Origin of the sequence: Pseudomonas japonica (assembly GCF_013522925.1) — a bacterium.
Taxonomy (GTDB): Bacteria; Pseudomonadota; Gammaproteobacteria; order Pseudomonadales; family Pseudomonadaceae; genus Aquipseudomonas; species Aquipseudomonas japonica_A.
Window position 1 is genome coordinate 1 of the sequence record NZ_JAAMQU010000013.1, and the last position, 20,340, is coordinate 20,340.

At 61.3% G+C, this 20,340-nt stretch carries 17 protein-coding genes and 2 pseudogenes; 11 read left to right on the forward strand and 8 right to left on the reverse strand.

Going from position 1 to position 20,340, the window contains the following annotated elements:
* A pseudogene (locus tag G7016_RS19585) lies at window positions 1–134 on the forward strand (IS3 family transposase); the annotation flags it as partial.
* Between the two features lie 359 nt (window positions 135–493).
* Here G7016_RS19585 and G7016_RS19590 read toward each other — a convergent pair.
* The 3 genes from G7016_RS19590 to G7016_RS19600 all read right to left on the reverse strand — a co-directional run bounded on the left by G7016_RS19590 (window position 494) and on the right by G7016_RS19600 (window position 1,914).
* Window positions 494–877 carry a hypothetical protein gene (locus G7016_RS19590; RefSeq protein ID WP_181117394.1) on the reverse strand — a complete coding sequence of 128 codons (384 nt, stop codon included), beginning with the start codon at window positions 875–877 and terminating at the stop codon, window positions 494–496.
* 165 nt (window positions 878–1,042) lie between these two features.
* Complete coding sequence (locus tag G7016_RS19595) at window positions 1,043–1,456, reverse strand: hypothetical protein (RefSeq protein WP_181117395.1); 414 nt, start codon at window positions 1,454–1,456, stop codon at window positions 1,043–1,045.
* A 17-nt stretch (window positions 1,457–1,473) separates the two neighbouring features.
* Window positions 1,474–1,914 (reverse strand): hypothetical protein, encoded by a 441-nt coding sequence (locus tag G7016_RS19600; protein ID WP_181117396.1) that lies wholly within the window; start codon window positions 1,912–1,914, stop codon window positions 1,474–1,476.
* A 302-nt stretch (window positions 1,915–2,216) separates the two neighbouring features.
* On the opposite strand from G7016_RS19600, the gene G7016_RS19605 reads away from it, so the two are divergent.
* Window positions 2,217–2,765, forward strand: a complete 549-nt coding sequence (locus G7016_RS19605; protein ID WP_258195255.1) for a helix-turn-helix domain-containing protein — start codon at window positions 2,217–2,219, stop codon at window positions 2,763–2,765.
* A 199-nt stretch (window positions 2,766–2,964) separates the two neighbouring features.
* Here G7016_RS19605 and hrpB read toward each other — a convergent pair whose 3' ends face one another.
* The gene (hrpB, locus tag G7016_RS19610) at window positions 2,965–5,487 is read right to left on the reverse strand and encodes an ATP-dependent helicase HrpB (RefSeq protein ID WP_181117397.1); all 2,523 of its coding nucleotides are present in this window, start codon (window positions 5,485–5,487) and stop codon (window positions 2,965–2,967) included.
* A gap of 777 nt (window positions 5,488–6,264) precedes the next feature.
* Window positions 6,265–6,645, reverse strand: a pseudogene (locus tag G7016_RS19615) (DEAD/DEAH box helicase); the annotation flags it as partial.
* Window positions 6,646–6,839: 194 nt separating this feature from the next.
* On the opposite strand from G7016_RS19615, the gene G7016_RS19620 reads away from it, so the two are divergent.
* On the forward strand, window positions 6,840–7,259 hold the full coding sequence (locus G7016_RS19620; RefSeq protein WP_181117399.1) for a polyribonucleotide nucleotidyltransferase: 420 nt from the start codon (window positions 6,840–6,842) through the stop codon (window positions 7,257–7,259).
* Window positions 7,260–7,263: 4 nt separating this feature from the next.
* Window positions 7,264–8,163: a cation diffusion facilitator family transporter gene (locus G7016_RS19625; RefSeq protein ID WP_181117400.1), complete on the forward strand. Its 900-nt coding sequence runs from the start codon at window positions 7,264–7,266 to the stop codon at window positions 8,161–8,163.
* Here G7016_RS19625 and G7016_RS19630 read toward each other — a convergent pair.
* Window positions 8,148–9,251, reverse strand: a complete 1,104-nt coding sequence (locus G7016_RS19630) for a DUF6515 family protein (RefSeq protein ID WP_181117401.1) — start codon at window positions 9,249–9,251, stop codon at window positions 8,148–8,150. The genes G7016_RS19625 and G7016_RS19630 overlap by 16 nt on opposite strands.
* A gap of 467 nt (window positions 9,252–9,718) precedes the next feature.
* Between G7016_RS19630 and G7016_RS19635 the strand changes: the two genes are divergently transcribed.
* The 3 genes from G7016_RS19635 (at window position 9,719) to G7016_RS19645 (ending at window position 12,419) form a co-directional block, all read left to right on the forward strand.
* Entirely contained in the window at window positions 9,719–10,198 is a 480-nt protein-coding gene (locus G7016_RS19635) for an Lrp/AsnC family transcriptional regulator (protein WP_181117402.1), read from the forward strand.
* 86 nt (window positions 10,199–10,284) lie between these two features.
* A complete protein-coding gene (gene amn / locus G7016_RS19640) occupies window positions 10,285–11,757 on the forward strand; it encodes an AMP nucleosidase (protein WP_375139197.1) in 1,473 nt (490 codons plus the stop codon).
* A 53-nt stretch (window positions 11,758–11,810) separates the two neighbouring features.
* On the forward strand, window positions 11,811–12,419 hold the full coding sequence (locus G7016_RS19645) for a pseudouridine synthase (protein ID WP_181117404.1): 609 nt from the start codon (window positions 11,811–11,813) through the stop codon (window positions 12,417–12,419).
* A gap of 40 nt (window positions 12,420–12,459) precedes the next feature.
* On the opposite strand, the gene G7016_RS19650 is transcribed toward G7016_RS19645, so the two are convergent.
* Window positions 12,460–14,106: an acyl-CoA dehydrogenase family protein gene (locus G7016_RS19650; protein WP_181117405.1), complete on the reverse strand. Its 1,647-nt coding sequence runs from the start codon at window positions 14,104–14,106 to the stop codon at window positions 12,460–12,462.
* A gap of 85 nt (window positions 14,107–14,191) precedes the next feature.
* The gene (locus G7016_RS19655; RefSeq protein WP_181117406.1) at window positions 14,192–16,612 is read right to left on the reverse strand and encodes a hybrid sensor histidine kinase/response regulator; all 2,421 of its coding nucleotides are present in this window, start codon (window positions 16,610–16,612) and stop codon (window positions 14,192–14,194) included.
* A 247-nt stretch (window positions 16,613–16,859) separates the two neighbouring features.
* Between G7016_RS19655 and G7016_RS19660 the strand changes: the two genes are divergently transcribed.
* The 4 genes from G7016_RS19660 (at window position 16,860) to G7016_RS19675 (ending at window position 20,339) form a co-directional block, all read left to right on the forward strand.
* On the forward strand, window positions 16,860–17,657 hold the full coding sequence (locus tag G7016_RS19660; protein WP_181117407.1) for a hydroxymethylpyrimidine/phosphomethylpyrimidine kinase: 798 nt from the start codon (window positions 16,860–16,862) through the stop codon (window positions 17,655–17,657).
* A 52-nt stretch (window positions 17,658–17,709) separates the two neighbouring features.
* Window positions 17,710–18,333: a thiamine phosphate synthase gene (gene thiE / locus G7016_RS19665; RefSeq protein WP_181117408.1), complete on the forward strand. Its 624-nt coding sequence runs from the start codon at window positions 17,710–17,712 to the stop codon at window positions 18,331–18,333.
* Window positions 18,334–18,354: 21 nt separating this feature from the next.
* Window positions 18,355–19,635, forward strand: a complete 1,281-nt coding sequence (gene hemL / locus G7016_RS19670) for a glutamate-1-semialdehyde 2,1-aminomutase (protein WP_181117409.1) — start codon at window positions 18,355–18,357, stop codon at window positions 19,633–19,635.
* A gap of 155 nt (window positions 19,636–19,790) precedes the next feature.
* Entirely contained in the window at window positions 19,791–20,339 is a 549-nt protein-coding gene (locus tag G7016_RS19675; RefSeq protein ID WP_181117410.1) for a tetratricopeptide repeat protein, read from the forward strand.
* Window position 20,340: the final 1 nt, after the last annotated feature.

Consider the following 20,340-nt stretch of genomic DNA (forward strand, 5'->3'; position numbering starts at 1 on the left):
CTTCGCTAGCGCAACAGGATATCAGCCGGTTCCTGATGGAGCGATACAACTGGCGGCGACCGCATCAGTTCAACGAAGGGCTAGCGCCGGCGGTCGCTGAGGAAAAACTCAATTCAGTGTCCGGGATCAGTTGACCACTACATGGCAGCGCTCCCCAAGGGTTGTCTGGCACACCGCCCCGCCACTCAACAATCACGTAGGAAAATACACGCGTCTCTAGCAGCCAGAAACTGTTGTTTCTCCAGGCTGCCTTGATTCCATCCGTTCGGGTTATGCAGCCGATCTGGAAGAACCTTGACGTGATCCGCTCTTGATTCCTAGAAATGATGCCGACGGCGCTCGTCCCGCTGATGAACACATCACACAGGTAAAAGTCCACCAGATACCCTGCGAAGCATTCCCCGGCCTGAACGGTTAGCCGACATTGCAAAGGGGAAAGCGGCCTAGGGAGTGGGAATGTCTTTTCACGCTTCAACAGCGAAGCCCTCCAACCTCAGTGCAAGGTCAGTTGAGGGAAGTCTCCAGCCGTAGCAGAGTTTCCGCCCTCGCTTTCGAAAATCGCTTCATCCGCACCTGCTCGCCACGAGGCAACAATGTAGAGGCTGTTGCGCGTTTGCACCGCGCTGAAGCAACCGATTTGCCACGCCTTGAGTAGCATCGAGGTATGGATGACATGGCCATCCATGAAGGTACCGTCCGCGGTCTTCCGCACGTGCCCGTAGACCACTCCAATGACAGCGCCATGGGACACAAAGGCGTCACTGATGAAACCGGTGACAGCTTTGCCTGCAAAATCGTTGTAGGCATCAGCAAGAAGGGAAAGCTGCTTCTCAGTGAGTCGCACGCGCAGGAGGGCGTTGATATTCAGTTCAGGCATTTTCAATTCAGTTGATCATATCGGGGCGGCGTCACACATACCTATGCCTGCATACAATACAGATGGCCTTTGCTCGGGCCGGTTTGGGCGTTTCCAATCTGGTAGCCGAGATGGATGCATTAACGTCGATCAATGCAGATCTCGATTGACGAAGCAGCGTCGCAGCTATAGGCGGAACCCCTTTCGCCACTGCCGGTTAGTCAGCGCAACCTCAGGATCAATATACTCAACGCCGTCTTCCACCGAGGTTGCGTACTCAAGAGACTCTTCCCAACTTAAAACCAGGAAACGCTCCTCCTCGCTGCACAGTAGCCAGAAGCGCCCGAGCGGCACGGCGAATGACAAAACCTTTGAGCGAAAGATTGCCCCCTCATGTAAACGACGTGAACCAGGCGCGTCTTGATCAACGTGTCCATACACGTACCCGACAGCTGTTCCTTCCATGATGAAGGCTTGGCAGAGGATGGCGGTCAGCTTTTCGACATCACATAGAAGAGGGACGAAGTCGACGTTACGCTCCTCCTCTGCTGTCAACGGACGTCTCACATATTCGGGAAGTCGAGATGATGCGATTGCCATAGAGGTGTCCATCGACGTTACGAGCTAAGGGAATGGGCAGAACGATAAAGGGTCTTGACTCGGTGTAACTCGCTTGCCGACGAAAGCGTATGAGGTTCGGTTACCACCGAACCATCCTGCAGTTCGTGAACGACAACCTGTCGTCCATCATGTTCGTAACCAACCTTGAGAGCTGTGACGGAGCGCATTTCCCAGGCCGCTTCGTCTCCGGACTGAGGTAGAACGATCTGCATAGAGAGAATCGTGTGGTCGTCTTCAAGGCTTCTGATGGAATCATTGAGTGACCTAATGTCCGGGCACATTCTCCGGTAGCGTCGCATGCCCGCCTCGTCCGCCTGGACAATATCCAGGTGGTACCAGGCAAGCGTTCCCGGAAGCTCAACGGCTTTTACCCTGAAGCAATCCTCACCAAACAGCCCGGGGATGCCGAGCACTGCGTCGTTGTGAATTGAAAACACTGGTGCTCCTACAGCTTGAAAAACGATATGTGCACGGTACTGCGCTCTCTGTCCTTGTGCCTGTACGCGGTCGAGGTAGTGAAGCTCTTCCAACCTAGGTCATCGCTCAGCAGCTACTGCGCCGATGAAGCAAACTTACCCCCTAGTCGTGTTAGGGCGGTGCAGCCGCCAAAGCCAGATATCCGCAACGGCCATTTTTCAACACTGCAAAAGGGAGGTTTCGAGGAAGCCTCGGCGCCCAACCATCCTTTCTACGCTGAGCATCATCTGGAGAGAGCTGGGTAAACGGATAATACATTGTTTTGCTGTTTATCCGCAAAGCCGAACGTGGCTATATCCTGAATTTTGGGTGGCCAATGGATCTCAGGGACGCATTCGCTGGTGCACTGCGGGCTTTTCGTCTTGTCCGCAGAGCTCGATACGCCGACCTATCTGAAGCCACAGATCGAACAAAAATCAGCGCTCTCGAAAACGCTAAAACGAGCATCACGATCGAACGGCTCGAGCAGGTTGCGGATAGCCTCGACGTCGACCCCATCGCTATGCTCGCCATCTCCATCGCGCAAAAACGAGGCGAGCCTGCGGAGGCAGTCATCGCCCGGGCCCTCACTCATATCAATGCGTTCGAAGCGGAAGGCGGTATGAAAACGCTGGCCGAGCAATTCGATGACAACGGCAATCTAATAAGACGAACACGTGGCAAGCCTCTCAATGCGGATAACGAGGCCGCTGTCCTTTCACTGAAAGCAACTGGGATGAAGCAGTATCAGGTAGCGGCTCAGCTTGGCTTGGCATTAACGACGGTTCGAGACTATTGGAAAAAATCCAGGGATGTGAACGGAGGCGGTTGAGTCGAGCCGGTCACTGTCGCACCTGGAAGGTCGATCTGGCGACAAAGTTTGCATCCGAGGGGTTATGCATCAGGCTTGATCGAAAATTCCTAGGGATGCTTGAGCGTGATCTCGAGCCAATCAATTAGTCGCCCCAGTTTGCGGAAAATCAGCCAGCCAATGTGCTTGGCTGACTGCGCTTCGATCGGAAGTCGTCCGTCTAGGTTCCTTTCGGTTTAGCGCGAGCAGTTGCCTCGGCCACCAATGGATCTTCGGGCCAATGGTGCTTTGGGTATCGGCCCTTAAGATCCTTCTTTACCTCTGCATAGGTACTGCGCCAAAAGTTGGCGAGATCCTGGGTCACCTGTACAGGCCTGCGGGCCGGCGATAGGAGATGCAGCACCAGTGGCTGCTTGCCCTGGGCTATGCGGGGAGTTTCAGCCAGGCCAAAAAGCTCCTGCAGCCGCACAGCCAGGATGGGGGGATGCTGCGAGTAATCAATACGAATACTCGAGCCGGACGGCACTTGAATCGCCTGGGGCGCCTGGGCCTCCAGTTCCTGTGGTAGCGGCCAAGGCAGGAGATTTCTGACTATTGAAGACAGATCCAACTGGCTGAAGTGGCTGAGCCTGGTAACTTTGCCCAAGTAAGGAAGGAGCCATTCCTCCAGCGTCCTCAGGAGGTTGGTATCACTGAGGTCAGGCCATTTGCTTTCTGCCTGGCCATTTTGGAGATCGAGCCGGCGAAGCAGCTCCACCCGCGCCTGCCAATGCCGAAGCTCAGTATTCCAGGGTAAGAGTTCGATGCCCTTGCGCCTCACCAAGTTGACCAAGGCGAGCGAACGTGCCTGCTCGTCCAGATTTGTCAGCGGTGTAGTGGACAATACCAACTGCCCCACCTTCAGCTGCCGCTCAGCCTTAAGCACCCCCTCCCTTTCATCCCAGTCGACCTCATCGACAGACCTCACAAGATCAGCCAGTTCGTCATCAAACAGGGCCGGATCAAGGTCACTTGCCAGGTAGATCCGCTCCTCACGCTGGCCTTGCCGGCTACCCAGATCGGCTACCACCAGCCACTCGTGCTTGGTGAGAGCATCAGGCTCTGGGAACACGGCTGCCCGCCCGTTGGAGAGACGGTATTCGGATGCAGTTGCACGCCTTTGGAGGCCAATTCGGTCAGGATAGGCGAACGCTAGTAGGCACCCTACCCAGTGTGGGTGATCAGGCTCACTGACGGAGCTAGACGCCTTCCCACGTAGCAGAGATCGGTACTGCCGAGCAGACTCCTTCACCCGCTGAAACAAGCCACCGCCTCGACGTGCATGTTGCTCGCCTAATAAGGCACTTAGCCTGGTGTGGAGGTCGGCTCCGGCTCCGCGCAGGATGTCCTTTTCACCGAGCAGCGCCGCGATGTTGCACGCTAGGTCATCCAGGCCCATCGCGTTGCCTTTGATGAGCATATGAGCGATTCGGGGATGCATTGGAAGCTCGCTCATGGCTGATCCGTGCGGTGTGAGCTGTCCAGCATCGTCGAGTGCGCCCAGACGCTTCAGCAGGTCTTTGGCTTGGGAGAAGGGAGCTGATGGAGGGTGGTCGAGCCAGGTCATCTCCTCCGGCTTCATTCCCCACCGGGCCAACTGGAGAGCGAGGGCTGCAAGATCCGCCTGCAGGATCTCAGGGGTGCTGTAGCCTGCCATTTGCTCGTGCTGCGATTCCGACCATAGGCGATAGCAGACACCTGGCTCCAGCCGCCCTGCCCGCCCTGCTCGCTGAGTCGCGCTGGCCTTCGAGATACGCTGTGTGTCTAATCGAGTCATCCCACTACGAGGATCGAACTTCGGTACTCGCTCAAGACCACTGTCCACCACGACCCTGACGCCTTCGATGGTCAAACTGGTCTCGGCGATGTTCGTGGCTAGTACGATCTTCCGCGAGCCCTTGGGTGCCGGGTTTATTGCAGCCCGCTGAGTGTTCAAATCGAGGTCACCGTACAGCGGACATACGATCACGTCTGGGCAGCCGCTTAGTTGCTCCTTAAGGGTCTCCGCCACCCGCCTAATCTCTGCCTGCCCAGGAAGGAAAACCAGAATGCTTCCTGACTGTTCATTGATGGCGGCCAAGCATGTGTCGGTGACTCGCGCATCGATTCGCTCGCCCGGTTGATAGGGGTTACACCAAACCGTGGAGACCGGATACGTCCGCCCTTCACTGGTGACCACAGGCGCATCATTCAGCACTTTGGAAAGGCGAGCCCCCTCCAGTGTTGCGGACATCAGAAGCAATTTCAGCGGAGGCTCATCGCGCAGCAATTCGCGGCCACTCAAGCACAGGGCCAGCGCAAGGTCTGAGTCAAGGTTTCGCAGGTGGTATTCATCAAAGATAACCACGCCCACACCATCCAGTGCAGGATCGTCTTGGAGCCGGCGAGCGAGGATACCTTCGGTGACGACCTCGATCTGGGTACGCGGGCCTACCCTGCTTTCAAGTCGAATGCGGTAGCCGACGGTCTCACCAACCTTCTCACCGAGTTCACTCGCCAACCGCTCAGCAGCCGCCCGAGCGGCCAGTCGACGGGGCTCGAGCATAAGGATCTTCTGGTCACCAAGCCAAGGTTCGTTCAGCAGCGCTAGGGGCACCCGAGTGGTCTTGCCAGCGCCAGGAGGAGCTTCAAGGATTACTTCGTGGCGTTCGGTCAAGGCCTTTTGTAAATCTGGTAATACAGGGTCAATAGGTAGAGAAATCATCTTGGCTCCCCAGTGCGGGAAGCAGTATACGCCGCCCTAGGTATAGACGTGGTTCAGCCCCGTAAGCTGTGATGAAAGAGTCCGGGATTCGCGAATGAAAAGATGACGTCTTCTTTCGAGTTAGCAGCTAGCGCGACTCATCGAGGATCAGCAAGCCAACTTGTTTAAAAGAGGATCGCCCCGCAGACGACAGAGTCTTCATGATGGGATCATTCACCCAGATATCACCGCTGCATCCAAGTCGTCAGGCCAATCAGTTTCGAATAGGTCTGGCACATCCAGATGCCGTTGGCGGAAAGCTTGCACAGACTTTGGTCTGCGCACATCGTACTGCGCCTGCCTTATGCAACGCCTCTGATGTGGCATGCGGCACCAATGCGTCAGTGCCTCTAATCCTGACTTCGCACGGAGAATGTGCGGAGACGCCGGGGGAAAGAAGCCAAGCTCCCAGCAGAAGCGGGAGATCTTTGCATTGTCGTAGCTAAGAAAGGGCCACGCTTTGAGGTAAGACGCGTGGGCTTTTACCACTGGCCTTAGGCTTGATCATGCGTCGTCCTGGCAAATTTCATTGCAGAAATGATCTTGAGTTACGAGATGGATCGCGATGAGGCAGAAGTCTGGGCCAGAGGTGCGCAGGGTGATGAGGCTAAGGGCCGAAGGTATCGCTTGATGGGGAAGGATGGCGGTAATGGTGCCACAGGCGTAGCGCCAAAGCAGAAGCTGGGTGAAAGGTGTCTTTTGACAAAATACAGGTTATTTTGGTGCAAATGGCAAAACATGGAATTCATCGAAAATGACCAGCCCTACCCCTTCGAGGGCCGGATCATCCTGCAGCCGCCGCGCCAGGATGCCCTCCGTTACCACCTCGATGCGGGTGCGCGGGCCAACCCGGCTTTCGAGGCGTATGCGGTAGCCCACCGTCTCGCCCACCTTCTCACCCAACTCACTGGCCAACCGCTCCGCTGCGGCTCGCGCGGCAAGGCGGCGAGGCTCGAGCATGAGGATGGTCTGGCCGCTCAGCCAGGCCTCCTCCAGCAACGCCAAGGGTACCCGGGTGGTTTTACCCGCGCCGGGCGGGGCTTCGAGCACGGCTTCGTGGCGGGTACGCAGGGCGCTGCGTAGATCGGGTAATACGGTGTCGATGGGCAGCGGGGTCATGGGGGCTCCTGGTAGGCTGGCGATTATAGCGACCTTGCCTCCAACCCTCCCGCTCCCATCGACAAGCACACGTCACTGGCCCCCCACCAAGCCGCAAGGTATAACGGCGAACCGCAACGGCCCGACCATGGTCGTAGTTGTCGGTAGCGGCCATTTATGCGAATGGCCGAGCCTTTTAACCCCAGGAGAAATTCATGCGTTTCCCTACTCGTATGATCGGCAGTGTTCTGGTTATTTCGGTGTTCACTCAGCTCACCGCGTGCGGCACCTTGTTCTGGCCTGACCGCCGTGGGCAGATCGAAGGCAAGATCGACCCGGTAGTCGCCGCCCTCGATGCCATCGGCATTCTGTTCTATGTGATTCCAGGCCTGATCGCCTTTGGCGTGGACTTCGCCACCGGCGCTATCTACCTTCCGGGCGGCACCCATGCGCAGGTCGATCCTGATCTGCTCAAGGGCGCGGTCAAGCCCGATGGCAGCGTGGACAACAAGCGCTTGCAAGCCATTCTGGAAAGCCAGCTGGGCAAGCACTTGCCGCTGGACGACCCGCGCCTGATCCAACACCACGGCAGCGTCGAGCAACTGGCGGCGTACGGCCTGCGCCCGGCAGCCTGATCGCATGGTCGTCGCCCCCCGCCATCGCCGCCTGCTACGCCTGGCAACCCGCGCGTCGCTGGGCGTGGCAACGGTGCTTATCCTGTGCAAGGCCATTGCCTGGTACTTGAGCGGCTCGGTCAGCCTGCTGGCCGGGCTGACCGACTCGGTGCTGGATGGGGCGGCGTCCTTCCTCAACTTGCTGGCGGTTCACTATTCGCTGCGCCCCGCAGACGACGACCACCGCTACGGGCATGGCAAGGCCGAGGCCCTCGCCGGCATGGGCCAGGCACTGTTCATTGGCGTGAGCGCGGTGTTCATCGCAATCCAGGCGGCTGAGCGTTTGCGCACGCCAGAGCCCATCGGCGAGGCCGGAATAGGCATTGCCGTGATGGTGCTGTCACTGGTGCTCACGGTGGGGCTGCTGATTCTCCAGCACAAAGTGGTAAAGGAAACCGGCTCTACCGCTGTGCGCGCCGATTCCCTGCATTACCGGTCCGACCTGATGCTCAACGGCAGCATCCTGCTGGCACTGGTGCTTGCCGGCTGGGGCTACCCGCAGGTGGATGCGCTGTTCGGCCTGGCTATCTCGATTTATATCCTGTGGAGCGCCTATCAGATCGCCAAGGAGAGCTCGGCCATCCTGATGGATCAGGAGCTTGATCCCGACGTTGGCGAACAGATGCTTGCGCTCGCGTGTGCAGTCCCGGGCGTGCTGGGCGCCCATGACCTGCGCACGCGGATGTCAGGCCAGCACTGGTTCGTTCAGCTGCACCTGGAGCTTCCCGGGCAGCTGTCACTGTCCGCGGCCCATGCGCTGTGCGAACAGGCCGAAGCCGCGATCATCGCGAAATTCCCCAAGGCCGAAGTGCTGGTTCACGCCGACCCTGAAGAAGCCGTTCACCCCGCTCAGTTGAGGCCGTAACCGCGGCTGCTCAAGCAATTGGCCATGTTCTGCCGGAACAGGTACACCACCTGATCGGAGGGCGCGTAGGTGGCAGTAGCGGGGTCGAAGCCGGTCTGCTGTGCGGCCCAACGCTGGCAGTCGTACCGATCCCGCTCCATTTGCGAAGGCGTCTGCCCATTGGCGGGGTAGAACGCAACGTCATACCCGCTCGGTGCCGCCACAGGCTGTGGTACGGGTTGCGGCTGCGACTGGATGGGCGCGGCAGGTGCGTCGACCACCACGTATTCCTGGGTTTCGTTGACCCACTGATAGTAGGTGCCCGCCGCCAGGAAGAACATGCCACCGCCGATCCACACGCGGGTGGCGTAGTCCGGCAGGTAGCGCACCCGAATCCCACGCGGTGGCGCGACCACGACATAGCCCGGACCATTGGGCCGGTACCAGTATCCGCTGGAATAGAAGTAGTCGCCCCCACGGTATGGAACTCGGTAGTGGTCACCGGGGAAGCGGTCTATGCGCTGCCCAGGGCGATACTGAGGGCCGGGCCCCCAGCCGTCGTTGTGCCAGCGAGGATCGCGGTCGCGGTCACCCCCGGCTTGCCATTGGCGATTGCCGTTCTGCCGGGGCAAGTCGGGATAGCTGCCGCGCAGGGGCGACTGGGTTTGCCACACTTCACCGGGCTTGCCATGGATAGGGGGCGTGTTGTCCGGGCGCTGAGGTTGGGGGCGGTCGTTCCCGTTAGGGTTGTTCTGCCAACTCTGGCCCGGCCGGCCACTATCGGGGCGAGGGTCCGGGCGATTGGTTGGCCGTGGGTCTGGCCGTGGGTCTGGTCGAGCGTCTGGCCGAGTGTTCATTGGCCGATCGTTATCCGGCCGCGTGTAGCCCTGCTGCGGTTGGCGCTGAGGGCCTTGCCCCGCATTGGAGCCGGACGGGCGCTCCTGATTTCGCGAGGGGCCCTGGCCCTGATAACCGCCATGGTCCTGGCGGCTGGGCGCCGCGCCGCGCAATTGGTCCTGGGCGCTGGAATTGTTGTCCGCGAAAGTCGGCGAAGCCAGGCACAGGCTCAGTGCGCAAGCACTGGCAAGGCACCACGGGCGGGTGTTCATGGGTATCCTCATTATGTGCGGTGCACCAGCGTTTGACTGAGAAAACCGAGGGCGGTTCGTGGCCATGCTAACAGCCGCTTCGGTTGTGCTATCGGCCGTGACGCTTATTTCATGAATGACGCGCGACTGCTCGCGCATCTGTATCGCACCCATAAAAAAAGGAGGCCCCGAGGCCTCCCTTGATGAACTGCGTCCAGGCGCGTCGCTTGTGGCGGCGGCTCACTACAGCCGGCCTGATTGGGCCAGCGTCAACCCGGTGGCCAGCTCGACCCTGTGGGGGCGGTGGCCGCAAGCGGCCTGATTGGGCGGCTCGCAGTGGACTCATGTCCGGGCGGTGATCATGGGGTAAAGCTTATCGCGCCACCGGCGGCAGAAGATTGCGAAGATTGCCCTTCAATATGGCTATTGCGCAATTTAAAATCCTGCGCAGATAATCTTCCGCAATTCTACTAATGCAGGTGGGTGCCATGGGCAAGTTGGACCGTTACGATCTGAGCATCCTCGCCGAGTTACAGCGCGATGCCCGCATCTCCAATCAGGAGTTGGCCGAGCGGATCGGCTTGTCCCCTTCGCCCTGCTCCCGCCGGGTGAAGCAGTTGGAAGACGACGGCTATATCACCCGCCAGGTAGCACTGCTGGACCGAAAAAAGCTGGGCTTGAACCTTACTGCCTACGTGCTGATCGGGATGGACCGGCATACGCCGGAGCGTTTCGAGAATTTCGAGGCCGCCGTGCGCAACCTTCCGCAGGTGCTGGAGTGCAGCCTGGTCACCGGAATGGAAGCGGACTACCAGCTCAAGGTGGTGGTGCAGGACATGGACCATTACCAGCAATTGCTGCTGGGGCACCTCACCCGCATTGAAGGCGTCACCAGCGTGCGGTCCAGCTTTGTGCTCAACCAGGTATTGGCGAGCTCCGAGCTGCCGTTGGCGCACCTTCGCCCCTGAGCACCGTCATGCCTGTGTCGCGCGGTACTGTTAAAACGTTTTGGAACAGGCAAGATAGTGACTTGCCAGAAGAGAAGGATCCGCCTGTGAGCACCGATGCCGATGCATTCGTTACCTTGAACACACCTGAACAGGTTGTGGATCGCCTGGCCTGGCTGCATGACCGTGCAACTGGCGCGCTCAGCCAGGCCCTCAAGCGCTACCTCAAAGACCGCACCGAGCCCACCCCCGAAGAGCGGGCCCAGTTTCGTTACCCTGAATTGCGGCTCACCTATCAGTCTCATGGTGAAGTGCCCAGCACCACGCGCGCTTATGCCAAATTGCAGCTGCCAGGCACCTACTCGGTCACCGTGACCCAGCCTGAAGCCTTCCGCAAATACCTGTTGGAACAGCTGGTGCCGCTGATGCGGGACTTCGACGTGGTGCTGGAAGTAGGCGCCAGCCAACAGAACATCCCCTATCCCTACGTAGTTGAACAGGGCGATGAGCTGGCCGGCACGGGCGTGACCGCTGCTGCCTTGGCGCGGGTATTCCCCAGCACCGACCTGTCCGCCGCCACCGATGGCATCGCCGATGGGCTGTACGACTGGGCCAACGCCGATCCCCTGCCGCTGGCACTGTTCGACGCCGCGCGCGTGGACTTCAGCCTTCGCCGGCTGGTGCACTACACCGGCAGCGATTGGCGCCACGTGCAACCCTGGATTCTGCTCACCAACTATCACCGTTATGTGGACCAGTTCGTGGCACACGGCCTGGAGCAACTGCAAAGCGACCCCCGCTTCGTGCGCATGGTCATGCCAGGCAACGTAGTGATCGAAAAAGGCATGGACCCTGGCGAAGCCCAGGCGCTGGTGGCCAGCGTGGTGTGGCATCGCTATCAGATGCCGGCGTACCACCTGATTGCCGCCGATGGCGACGGCATCACACTGGTGAATATCGGTGTGGGGCCATCCAATGCCAAGAACATCACCGACCACCTGGCCGTGCTGCGCCCCCACTGCTGGCTGATGATCGGCCATTGCGGCGGCCTGCGCGCCTCGCAGACCATCGGCGACTATGTACTGGCCCACGCTTACATGCGCCGGGACGGCATTCTGGACCGTCTGGTACCGCCACATATTCCGATCCCCGCCCTGGCGGAGGTGCAACTGGCCCTTCAGGAAGCCGCCGCGCAAGTGACCGGCGAGCGGGGCGACGAGCTGAAGAAGCGGCTACGCACCGGCACTGTATTGACCTACGACGATCGGAACTGGGAGCTGCGCTGGGCCCAGGAGCGGCCGTTGATCAACCTTTCCCGGGCGGTGGCCGTGGACATGGAAAGCGGCACCATCGCCGCCCAGGGCTATCGCCTGCGCGTGCCTTACGGCACGCTACTGTGTGTATCGGACAAACCGCTGCACAGCGAGATCAAGCTTCCTGGCTCGGCAAACGCGTTCTATAACCGTGCCGTTAGCCAGCATTTGACGATTGGCATTGCCGCGCTTGACCTGTTGCGCACGCAGCTGAATGCCCTTCACTCGCGCAAACTGCGCAGCTTCGACGAGCCGCCCTTCCGCTGATCGACCGCAGCGGGGCTGGTATGCTATCGGCCCCGCTGCAATTGGTTGACCTTATGCCCGCCCCCACTCGCCGCCCTCCGCCACGCCGTGTTGCCAAGGCTCCGCCTGTTGCGCCTCGCCTCGTGGTGCTCAACAAACCCTACGATGTGCTCACGCAGTTCAACGACGATCAGGGCCGGGACACGCTCAAGAACTACCTAGACATGCCGGGTGTATACCCCGCCGGCCGCCTGGACCGGGACAGCGAAGGCTTGCTGCTGCTGACCAACGACGGTCGCCTTCAGGCGCGTATTGCCGACCCTAAGCACAAGCTGGCGAAAACCTACTGGGTGCAGGTAGAAGGCGAGCCCGCGGAGGCCCAACTGGCCCAGCTACGGGCAGGTGTGGTGTTGAATGACGGCCCCACACTGCCCGCCGAGGCGCGGCTGCTCGCCGAGCCCGACCTGTGGCCACGAAACCCGCCGGTGCGTTTTCGCAAGAGCGTACCCACGGCCTGGCTGGAACTTACCATCCGCGAAGGCCGCAACCGCCAGGTGAGGCGCATGACCGCCGCGGTAGGCCTGCCGACGTTGCGCCTGGTGCGGGTGCGGATCGGGCCGGTCGATCTGGAAGGCCTCGCGCCCGGGGCGTGGCGGGAGGTTGATCCAGCGGTTCTCCGATAGCCTGTGGGACCGCAGCGCCATTCGGGGGCTTAGCCCCCTCCTACAGGTCAGGGGCTGATCGCTGGATAAGTAGCTCGACGGCGATACCCCGGGGCAAGGCGCCATAAGCGCCGGCCCTTTGCTCCAGCCGGCTGGCAATAAAAGCATCGCTGACAACGCTGTTGCCAGCTTCCAGCAACAGCTTGGCCTGAAGCGTGAGGGCGATGTTTTCGGTCAGTTGCCTGGCTCGATAAGGCAGCTCGGCGGTATCACGCAATTCGCCCTTCAATTGTTCAATGGCCGTAGCAAGCCGACGATCGCCATGGCCGTCTCCCAGTTCGGCGAACAGAGCGTCCAGCACACCGGCCTCTTTGGATAGCGCCCGCAGCACGTCCAGGCATTGCACATTGCCCGAGCCTTCCCACGTTGAATTCACCGGCGCCTCGCGGTACAGACGGGGAAGGATGCTGTCCTCAACATACCCTGCGCCGCCCAGGCATTCGGCGGCTTCGTTGATCATTCCCGGCGCTCGCTTGCAGATCCAGTATTTACCCACCGCTGTAACCAAGCGGGCGAACAAGGCTTCGCCGGGGTTATCCAGCCGGTCCAGTGCCTGGCCCATGCGCAGGCTCAAGGCCAGGGCGGCTTCGCTCTCCAGCGCCAGGTCTGCCAGTACGTTCTGCATCAAGGGCTGCTGCACCAGCGGCCGGCCGCCCACGCTGCGGTGCGCGCAATGGTGAATCGCCTGGGTGAGGGCCTGACGCATCAGCGCGCTGGAGCCCACCATGCAATCGAAACGGGTCATGGCGACCATTTCGATGATCGTCGGCACTCCCCGACCGGGCTCGCCCACCATCCAGGCCAGCGCGCCACGGTATTCCACCTCGCTGGAGGCGTTGGACTGGTTGCCCAGCTTGTGTTTGAGCCGCTGGATATAAAACGCGTTCCGAGTGCCGTCCGGCCGATGGCGCGGCAGTAAAAAGCAGCTCAAGCCTTCGTCGGTATACGCCAACGTAAGGAAGGCGTCGCACATGGGCGCCGAGCAAAACCATTTGTGGCCCAGCAGTTCATACGGCTGCCCCGGCCCTGGCTGGCCTACGGCGAACGCGCGGGTGGTGTTGGCGCGCACATCCGTGCCGCCCTGCTTCTCGGTCATGGCCATGCCGATGGTCGCACCGGCCTTCTGGCTGATCTCGATATTGCGCGGGTCGTATTCGGTGGAAAGCACCTTGGGCAGCCAGCGCTCGGCAAGGTCCGGCTGCAAGCGCAAGGCGGGTACGCTGGCGAAGGTCATGGTGAGGGGGCAGCCACTGCCGGCTTCGGCCTGGGTATGCAGGTACGTCATCGACGCCCGCGCCACGTGAGCGCCCGGCTGTGGCTCGCGCCAAGGCAACGACGGCAGGCCATGCTCGATGGCAGCGGCCATAAGCTGATGGTAGGCCGGGTGGAATTCTATAAGGTCGATCCGGTTGCCGTAGCGATCATGGCTATGAAATACCGGCGGGTGCTCATTGGCGCGAAACCCGGCCGCCATCAGCGGCCCGCCCGCCAAGGCCCCATAGGCATCGATCCGCGGCTGCGCCCAACCCGCACCGAAGCGGCGCGACCACTCCTGCAATGGCATGTCCAGGCGATAAAGGTTGGCGCCCTCCAAGCCCGGCGGCTGATTGGTCACCTCGTGGGTTTCGGCGAATCGTTGCAGGCTCATGGAAGGCTCCGCGGCATTGGCTGTGCTTGTTCAGTGAAGCACGAGTTGTCGCGAAGCGGCCATGGCCATTGATCTCAACCCGCAGTCAAGCCATCCCCCCCGCCGCCCCGCCATACTGCTGGCCGCTTTCTGCGGCACGGCCATCTTCCAGCAATACCTCGCTGAACAGGGCTTGCAGCGCCTCGAAGCGTACCGGCCGGGCGATGACGCCGCTGATGCCGGCGTCGCGGCAGCGTTGGCGATCAGTGCCCACGGCGCTATCGATCACCGCCAACAGTTTCCATTGGGCATTGCTCGCCATTTGCTGTAACCGCCGCGCCTGTTCCACCAGAGGTTCCAACGGGCCGTTGCCGTCCAGCAACAATGCGGCTGCAGGGTGAGCAGCCAAGGCTTCGAGCGCCGCAGCTTCGCCTTCTACCGTGCGCACCTCATAACCAAGCCGCAGCAGCATGCCACGCGTGAACAGTTGATCCACCCGCTCACTTTCGATCATCACCACCAGGCAATCGCCCGGCCGCCGCATCGCGCCTTCGCTATCAACAGTACGGGGGCGTACGGGTTGGGCGGCGGGCGGTGCGTCCACGCCCAGGCTCAGGGTCAATTCAAAGCAGCTGCCTTCACCCGGCGTGGACTGGTGGCTCAGGGTTCCGCCCACCAGCGTTGCCAGCTGCCGACAGATCGCCAGGCCAATTCCAAGGCCGCCGTGCTCGCGAGTCATCGAACCATCCACCTGGTAGAACTGCTGATACAACGCATCGCTGTCCAGGCTGAAGCCGATGCCAGTGTCGATCACTCGAAACACCACACGCACTTCGCTGTAATGCTGTTCCACGGCCTCCACCATCAACGTAACGCCGCCTTCGCGGGTGAACTTGATGGCGTTATCCAGCAGGCGGGCCAGGCACAGCGCCATTTTCTTCAAATCGCCCTGCAGAACCCCAGGCACGCCCGGGACCACTTCGGTACGCAGCGCCAGGCCTTTTTCATTCGCTTGCGCCACAAATTGCATGTGCAGGCTGTCGAGCAACACCTGCAGGCGGAAGGGTTCCACCCGCGGCGCCAGCCGGCCGGCTTGCAGCTCGGTAAGTATCAGAATGTCGTCGACCATGCGCATCATGTCGCGGGCCGAGCGGGTGGCGGTTTGCTGATATGAACTGAGCTCGCCGTTCATCGGCACGGTCTGCATCAGCTCCAGGGACCCGATCACACCGTTCATTGGCGTGCGCAGTTCATGGGTAACCGTAGCCAGGAACTCGTCCTTCAGGCGATTACTCTGAGACAGCCGCTGGTTGAGGGCTTCAAGCTTATGGCCGGCATCCAGCAGTACCTGCGCCTGTTGCTCACGCATCACGTTGATGCGATCGGCCAAGGCCAGCGACAGCAGCGCCACTTCCAGCGCCGAGCCCAACTGGCTGGCGTACATGGTGAGAAACACGTTAGGCAGCAGCCCGAGCACCATCAAGGTGTTGACGATGCCGCCCACCAGAAACGCCGACCAGGCGATCATGAAGTAACGCGCCTGCCGCTGCCCCTTGAACCAGGCAATGATCCCCGCGCTGAAGATCACCACGGTGAACACCAGCGCCAGCCCGGTAGCCAGGCGCAAGGCCAGCCCATAGCTCGCCATCAGGGAGATTGCCATCACCCCGACCCCCGCGCCCATCAGCAGCTTGAGCAGCCAATCCAGCCAGCGTGCGTGGCCCGCCGTGCGGAGGAAGTGCCGGGAAAACTGGCAGCCAAAAAAGGCCGCGGCGCCGATCAGGAAAGGGGTGGCTGCGTTGGCCCACCAAGGGTTGTTCGGCCAGAAGAACTGGATACCTGCCCCGTTCACCGATACCTGGTACAAGCCGAACGAGGCGATATAAAGGATGTAGTACAGGTAGCTGGTATCGCGCACGCTCAAATAAATGAACAGGTTGTAGACCAGCATCACCAGCAGCACGCCGTAGATCAGGCCGAATACGTAGAGCCGCTCGGGCTGCGCCTCCAGAAAGGCTTCGGCGGACCACAGCGACAATGGCACCTGCACCGATCCCTCGCTCTGCACCCGAATCAAGGCCGTGCGTGCTTCGCCGGGTTTGAGCGGCACGTTGAACACGTAGTTGTTCTGGCGAATGGGGCGGCTGTCCCACGGCAATTCATCGCCGGTTTTCGCCTCCAGGTGCCAGCTGCCGCGGCCATCCTGAAGGTAAAGATCGACGTGGTCCATCGGCGGGTAGGCAAGCTCCAGCAGCCACGTACGCGCGCCGCTGTCATCCTGGCGTGGCAGGTAGCGCAGCGGGATCTTCAGCCAGAAGGCGGAGCTGGAATAGCCGGCGTTCAACACCTGGGTGGTGTTGGGCGTGAAGGGCTGGGACAACACCTGCTCGATGGTCGCGGTGCTGGTTTTATCTTCGAAGTACGACAGCTCCCGGCCCAGCGGCAGGTTGCGGGTACTGTCGTCAAAGTCGACGGCGGTCGCAAGCGATGGCAACCAACACAGCATCAGAAAGAGAATGTAGCGCATACAGCCCCAGTTCAGGCACCTGCAGCATCGGGAAGCCTCCCCAGTTCCCTTTGAGTCGACGTGCTGGCAACCTGTTATCAATTTTGCCGCATCCTACCATAGCCTTCGACGTCTGCATCCTGCTTGCAACAATTGCCGACAGCCGCTCTGTGATGCACCGCTGCCACCCGTGAACAGGGCGTGCGAGGCTTCAAAACGGTACAGCCCCGCGCACCGCACGGCGGCTTTGGTGGTAAGCTCGCGCACCATGAATACCTATACCTCACGCCCTGTTGTTCTATGCCTCTCGGGCCATGACCCGAGCGGTGGTGCCGGCCTGCAGGCCGATATCGAAGCCTTGCTCGCACAAGGTTGTCACGCCGCGCCCGCGATAACGGCCCTTACGGTGCAGAACACCGTGGACGTTATCGACTTCCGCGTGCTGGACCGCGCCTGGGTGCTGGCCCAGGCGCAGGCGGTCATGGCCGACTCGCCTATCGCGGCAATCAAGCTGGGCATGCTCGGCTCGCTGGAAATGGTCGATACCGTCGCCGAGCTGATCCTCGCCAACCCGGGCGTTGCGGTGGTGTGCGATCCTGTGCTGCGCGCGGGCGGGGGTGGGCGGCTGGGCAAGGATGAAGTGGGCTATGCCATTCGCGAGCGGATCTTGCCGCTGGCCACCATCACCACGCCTAACCTTCCCGAGGCACGCATCCTGGCCGAGCTGCCGGACGGCAGCGCCGAGGCCTGTGCCGAACGGCTGCTCCAGCACTGCGCCCATGTGTTGATCACGGGCGGCCATGGCGACGAACAGGAAATCCACAACCGGCTGTACGGCCGTAACGGCCTGCGAGAAACACGCACTTGCCAGCGACTGCCTGGCAGCTACCATGGGTCTGGGTGCACCCTGGCCAGCGCCTTGGCCGGCCGTCTGGCGCTGGGCGAAACCCTGCCCAGCGCGGTGCGTTCGGCGCTTGACTACACCTGGCGCACACTGCGTGACGCAGAACGCCTGGGCCAGGGGCAATACGTCCCCCGGCGGCTGCCGCTCGACTTCTGTTCCTGATGATCCGCGACGCCAGGCGCAGGACGCTCCTCGACGCCCCAAGAGGTTTGACATGAAACTACGCGGCCTTTACGCCATCACCGACCACAAGTTGCTCAGTGGCCATTTTCTCGATTACGTGAAAGCGGCCCTGGATGGCGGCGTAACACTGCTGCAGTATCGGGACAAACGCCAGGAAGATGCCCGGCGCCTGCGCGAAGCCGAAACACTCAAGCGCCTTTGCGAAGGCTACAAGACCCAACTCATCATCAACGACGACGCCGAGCTGGCCGCCCGTCTCGGTGTTGGCGTTCATCTGGGGCAGACCGACGGCCCGTTGCCTCCGGCACGCAGCCTGCTTGGCCGCAACGCGATCATCGGCGCCACCTGCCACGCCAACCTCGAGCTGGCGCGTGAAGCCGCCGCCAATGGCGCGAGCTATGTTGCCTTCGGCCGCTTTTTCAACTCCTCCACCAAACCGGAAGCGCCGCCCGCCAGCCTCGACCTGCTGGCCGATGCCCGGCGCCAGCTCAAGCTGCCGATTTGCGTCATCGGCGGCATTACGCTGGACAACGCGCCCCTGCTGCTTGAACGCGGCGCCGACCTGCTGGCGGTCGTGCATTCGCTGTTCGCCGCCGATACCGCAAATGAAGTCACCCGCCGCGCCCGCGCTTTCAATGCGCTGTTCGGCGCCTGAACCGATCGAGAGAATTGTCCCATGTCCCGCTCTGAAAACCTGTTCGCCGCCGCCCAGAAACACATCCCCGGCGGCGTGAATTCACCTGTCCGCGCGTTCAAGAGCGTTGGCGGTACGCCCCTGTTCTTCAAGCATGCGGCCGGTGCGTACGTGACCGACGAAGACGACAAACGCTATGTGGACTACGTAGGCTCGTGGGGCCCGATGATCCTGGGGCACAGCCACCCAGACGTGCTTCAAGCCGTACGGGATCAGCTCGAGCATGGCCTTTCCTACGGCGCGCCCACCGAGATGGAAACCCACATGGCCGAGCTGGTGTGCTCGCTGGTGCCCTCCATGGAAATGGTGCGGATGGTCAGCTCCGGCACCGAAGCCACCATGAGCGCCATTCGGCTTGCCCGAGGCTTCACCGGGCGCGACAGCATCATCAAGTTCGAAGGCTGCTACCACGGCCACTCCGATAGCCTGCTGGTAAAGGCCGGCAGCGGGGCGCTCACCCTGGGGGTGCCAAGTTCACCAGGGGTGCCGGCCGCCTTCGCGCGCCACACGCTCACCCTGCCCTTCAACGACCTGGACGAAGTTGAAAAAACCCTGGCCGAGTCGGGCTCGGAAGTCGCCTGCATCATCGTTGAGCCCGTGGCCGGGAACATGAACTGCGTGCCGCCAGCGCCAGGCTTCCTGGAAGGCTTGCGCACGCTGTGTGACCGCCACGGCGTGGTGCTGATCTTCGACGAAGTGATGACAGGCTTCCGCGTTGCGCTCGGTGGTGCCCAGGCGTATTACGGCGTCACGCCAGACCTGTCCACCTTCGGCAAGATCATCGGCGGCGGGATGCCGGTGGGCTGTTTCGGCGGCAAGCGCGAGATCATGTCCCACATCGCACCGCTGGGCCCGGTGTACCAGGCCGGTACGCTTTCAGGTAATCCTCTGGCCATGGCTGCGGGGCTGACTACCCTCAAGCTGATCAGCCGCCCGGGGTTCCATGACGAATTGACGGCCTACACGAGTGCGATGCTGGACGGCCTGCAGCAGCGCGCCGACGCGGCACAGATCCCCTTCGTAACCACCCAGGCGGGCGGCATGTTCGGGCTCTATTTCAGCGGTGCCGACGATATCGTCACCTTCCAGGATGTGATGGCCAGCGACGCGGAACGATTCAAGCGGTTCTTCCATCTCATGCTTGACGGTGGCGTCTATCTCGCGCCTAGCGCGTTCGAAGCGGGCTTCACCTCCATTGCTCATGGCGAAGCGGAAATGAAGATCACTTTGGACGCTGCGGAGCGGGCCTTCGCCCAGCTGTAAGGGGCAACGCCGAGCCACGCGCCCCCTATGGCGTGTGGCTATCACGGAAAAATCCGAGTAAAGACTTTGTAAGGTGTGACCGGCTTATTTCATAATGCGCACATTGTTATCCCGAGGGTGGCACTGCCCGCCCGCTCAGAGGTAAATCGATCCCCATGAACCGCACCGGCCGCGCCCTCGCCATGGGCTGCCTGTTGCTTCTCGGTCCGCTGCTGGCTCAAGCTGACGGCAATTCGTTGCTGGTGCCTGCCCCCAGCCGCTGCACCCTTGATACCGCTCCTGCTTCGCTCGCCCAAGCCGTTACGGCATGCCAGCAGGCGGCGGCAGGTGGGGACGCCCAGGCGCAGTACGAACTCGGCCGGTTCTATTACGACGGCAAGCAGACCGAGCGCGACCTCAATCAGGCCTTGAATTATTTCGAGCAGGCTTCGTTGCAGGGCAATGCCGACGCTCAGTATCACCTGGGGTTGATGTTTTTCCGGGGCGAAGGCGTGCCGGCGAACAATATCCAGGCCTATATCGTGCTGAAAATGGCAGCCGTGAACGGAGCCGAGGATGCCCTGGACTCCGCCGACGAGGTGTCGGCCAGCATGAGCCACGAAGACCTGGAACGCGCTACCGAGGTGCTGGGGCAGATTTTCCGCAAATACCTGCTCGAGCTGCAGACCGCGGACGGGCGCACCCCCTTCGCTCCGCTTCCGTAGG

Coding starts and splice junctions, on each gene's coding strand:
- G7016_RS19625 (WP_181117400.1), top strand. CDS start 7,264: ATGGTCGTCGCCCCCCGCCATCGCCGCCTGCTACGCCTGGCAACCCGC.
- G7016_RS19650 (WP_181117405.1), bottom strand. CDS start 14,106: ATGAGCCTGCAACGATTCGCCGAAACCCACGAGGTGACCAATCAGCCG.
- G7016_RS19590 (WP_181117394.1), bottom strand. CDS start 877: ATGCCTGAACTGAATATCAACGCCCTCCTGCGCGTGCGACTCACTGAG.
- G7016_RS19595 (WP_181117395.1), bottom strand. CDS start 1,456: ATGGCAATCGCATCATCTCGACTTCCCGAATATGTGAGACGTCCGTTG.
- hrpB (WP_181117397.1), bottom strand. CDS start 5,487: ATGATTTCTCTACCTATTGACCCTGTATTACCAGATTTACAAAAGGCC.
- G7016_RS19635 (WP_181117402.1), top strand. CDS start 9,719: ATGGGCAAGTTGGACCGTTACGATCTGAGCATCCTCGCCGAGTTACAG.
- G7016_RS19675 (WP_181117410.1), top strand. CDS start 19,791: ATGAACCGCACCGGCCGCGCCCTCGCCATGGGCTGCCTGTTGCTTCTC.
- G7016_RS19645 (WP_181117404.1), top strand. CDS start 11,811: ATGCCCGCCCCCACTCGCCGCCCTCCGCCACGCCGTGTTGCCAAGGCT.
- G7016_RS19620 (WP_181117399.1), top strand. CDS start 6,840: ATGCGTTTCCCTACTCGTATGATCGGCAGTGTTCTGGTTATTTCGGTG.
- G7016_RS19655 (WP_181117406.1), bottom strand. CDS start 16,612: ATGCGCTACATTCTCTTTCTGATGCTGTGTTGGTTGCCATCGCTTGCG.
- thiE (WP_181117408.1), top strand. CDS start 17,710: ATGAAACTACGCGGCCTTTACGCCATCACCGACCACAAGTTGCTCAGT.
- G7016_RS19660 (WP_181117407.1), top strand. CDS start 16,860: ATGAATACCTATACCTCACGCCCTGTTGTTCTATGCCTCTCGGGCCAT.
- hemL (WP_181117409.1), top strand. CDS start 18,355: ATGTCCCGCTCTGAAAACCTGTTCGCCGCCGCCCAGAAACACATCCCC.
- G7016_RS19630 (WP_181117401.1), bottom strand. CDS start 9,251: ATGAACACCCGCCCGTGGTGCCTTGCCAGTGCTTGCGCACTGAGCCTG.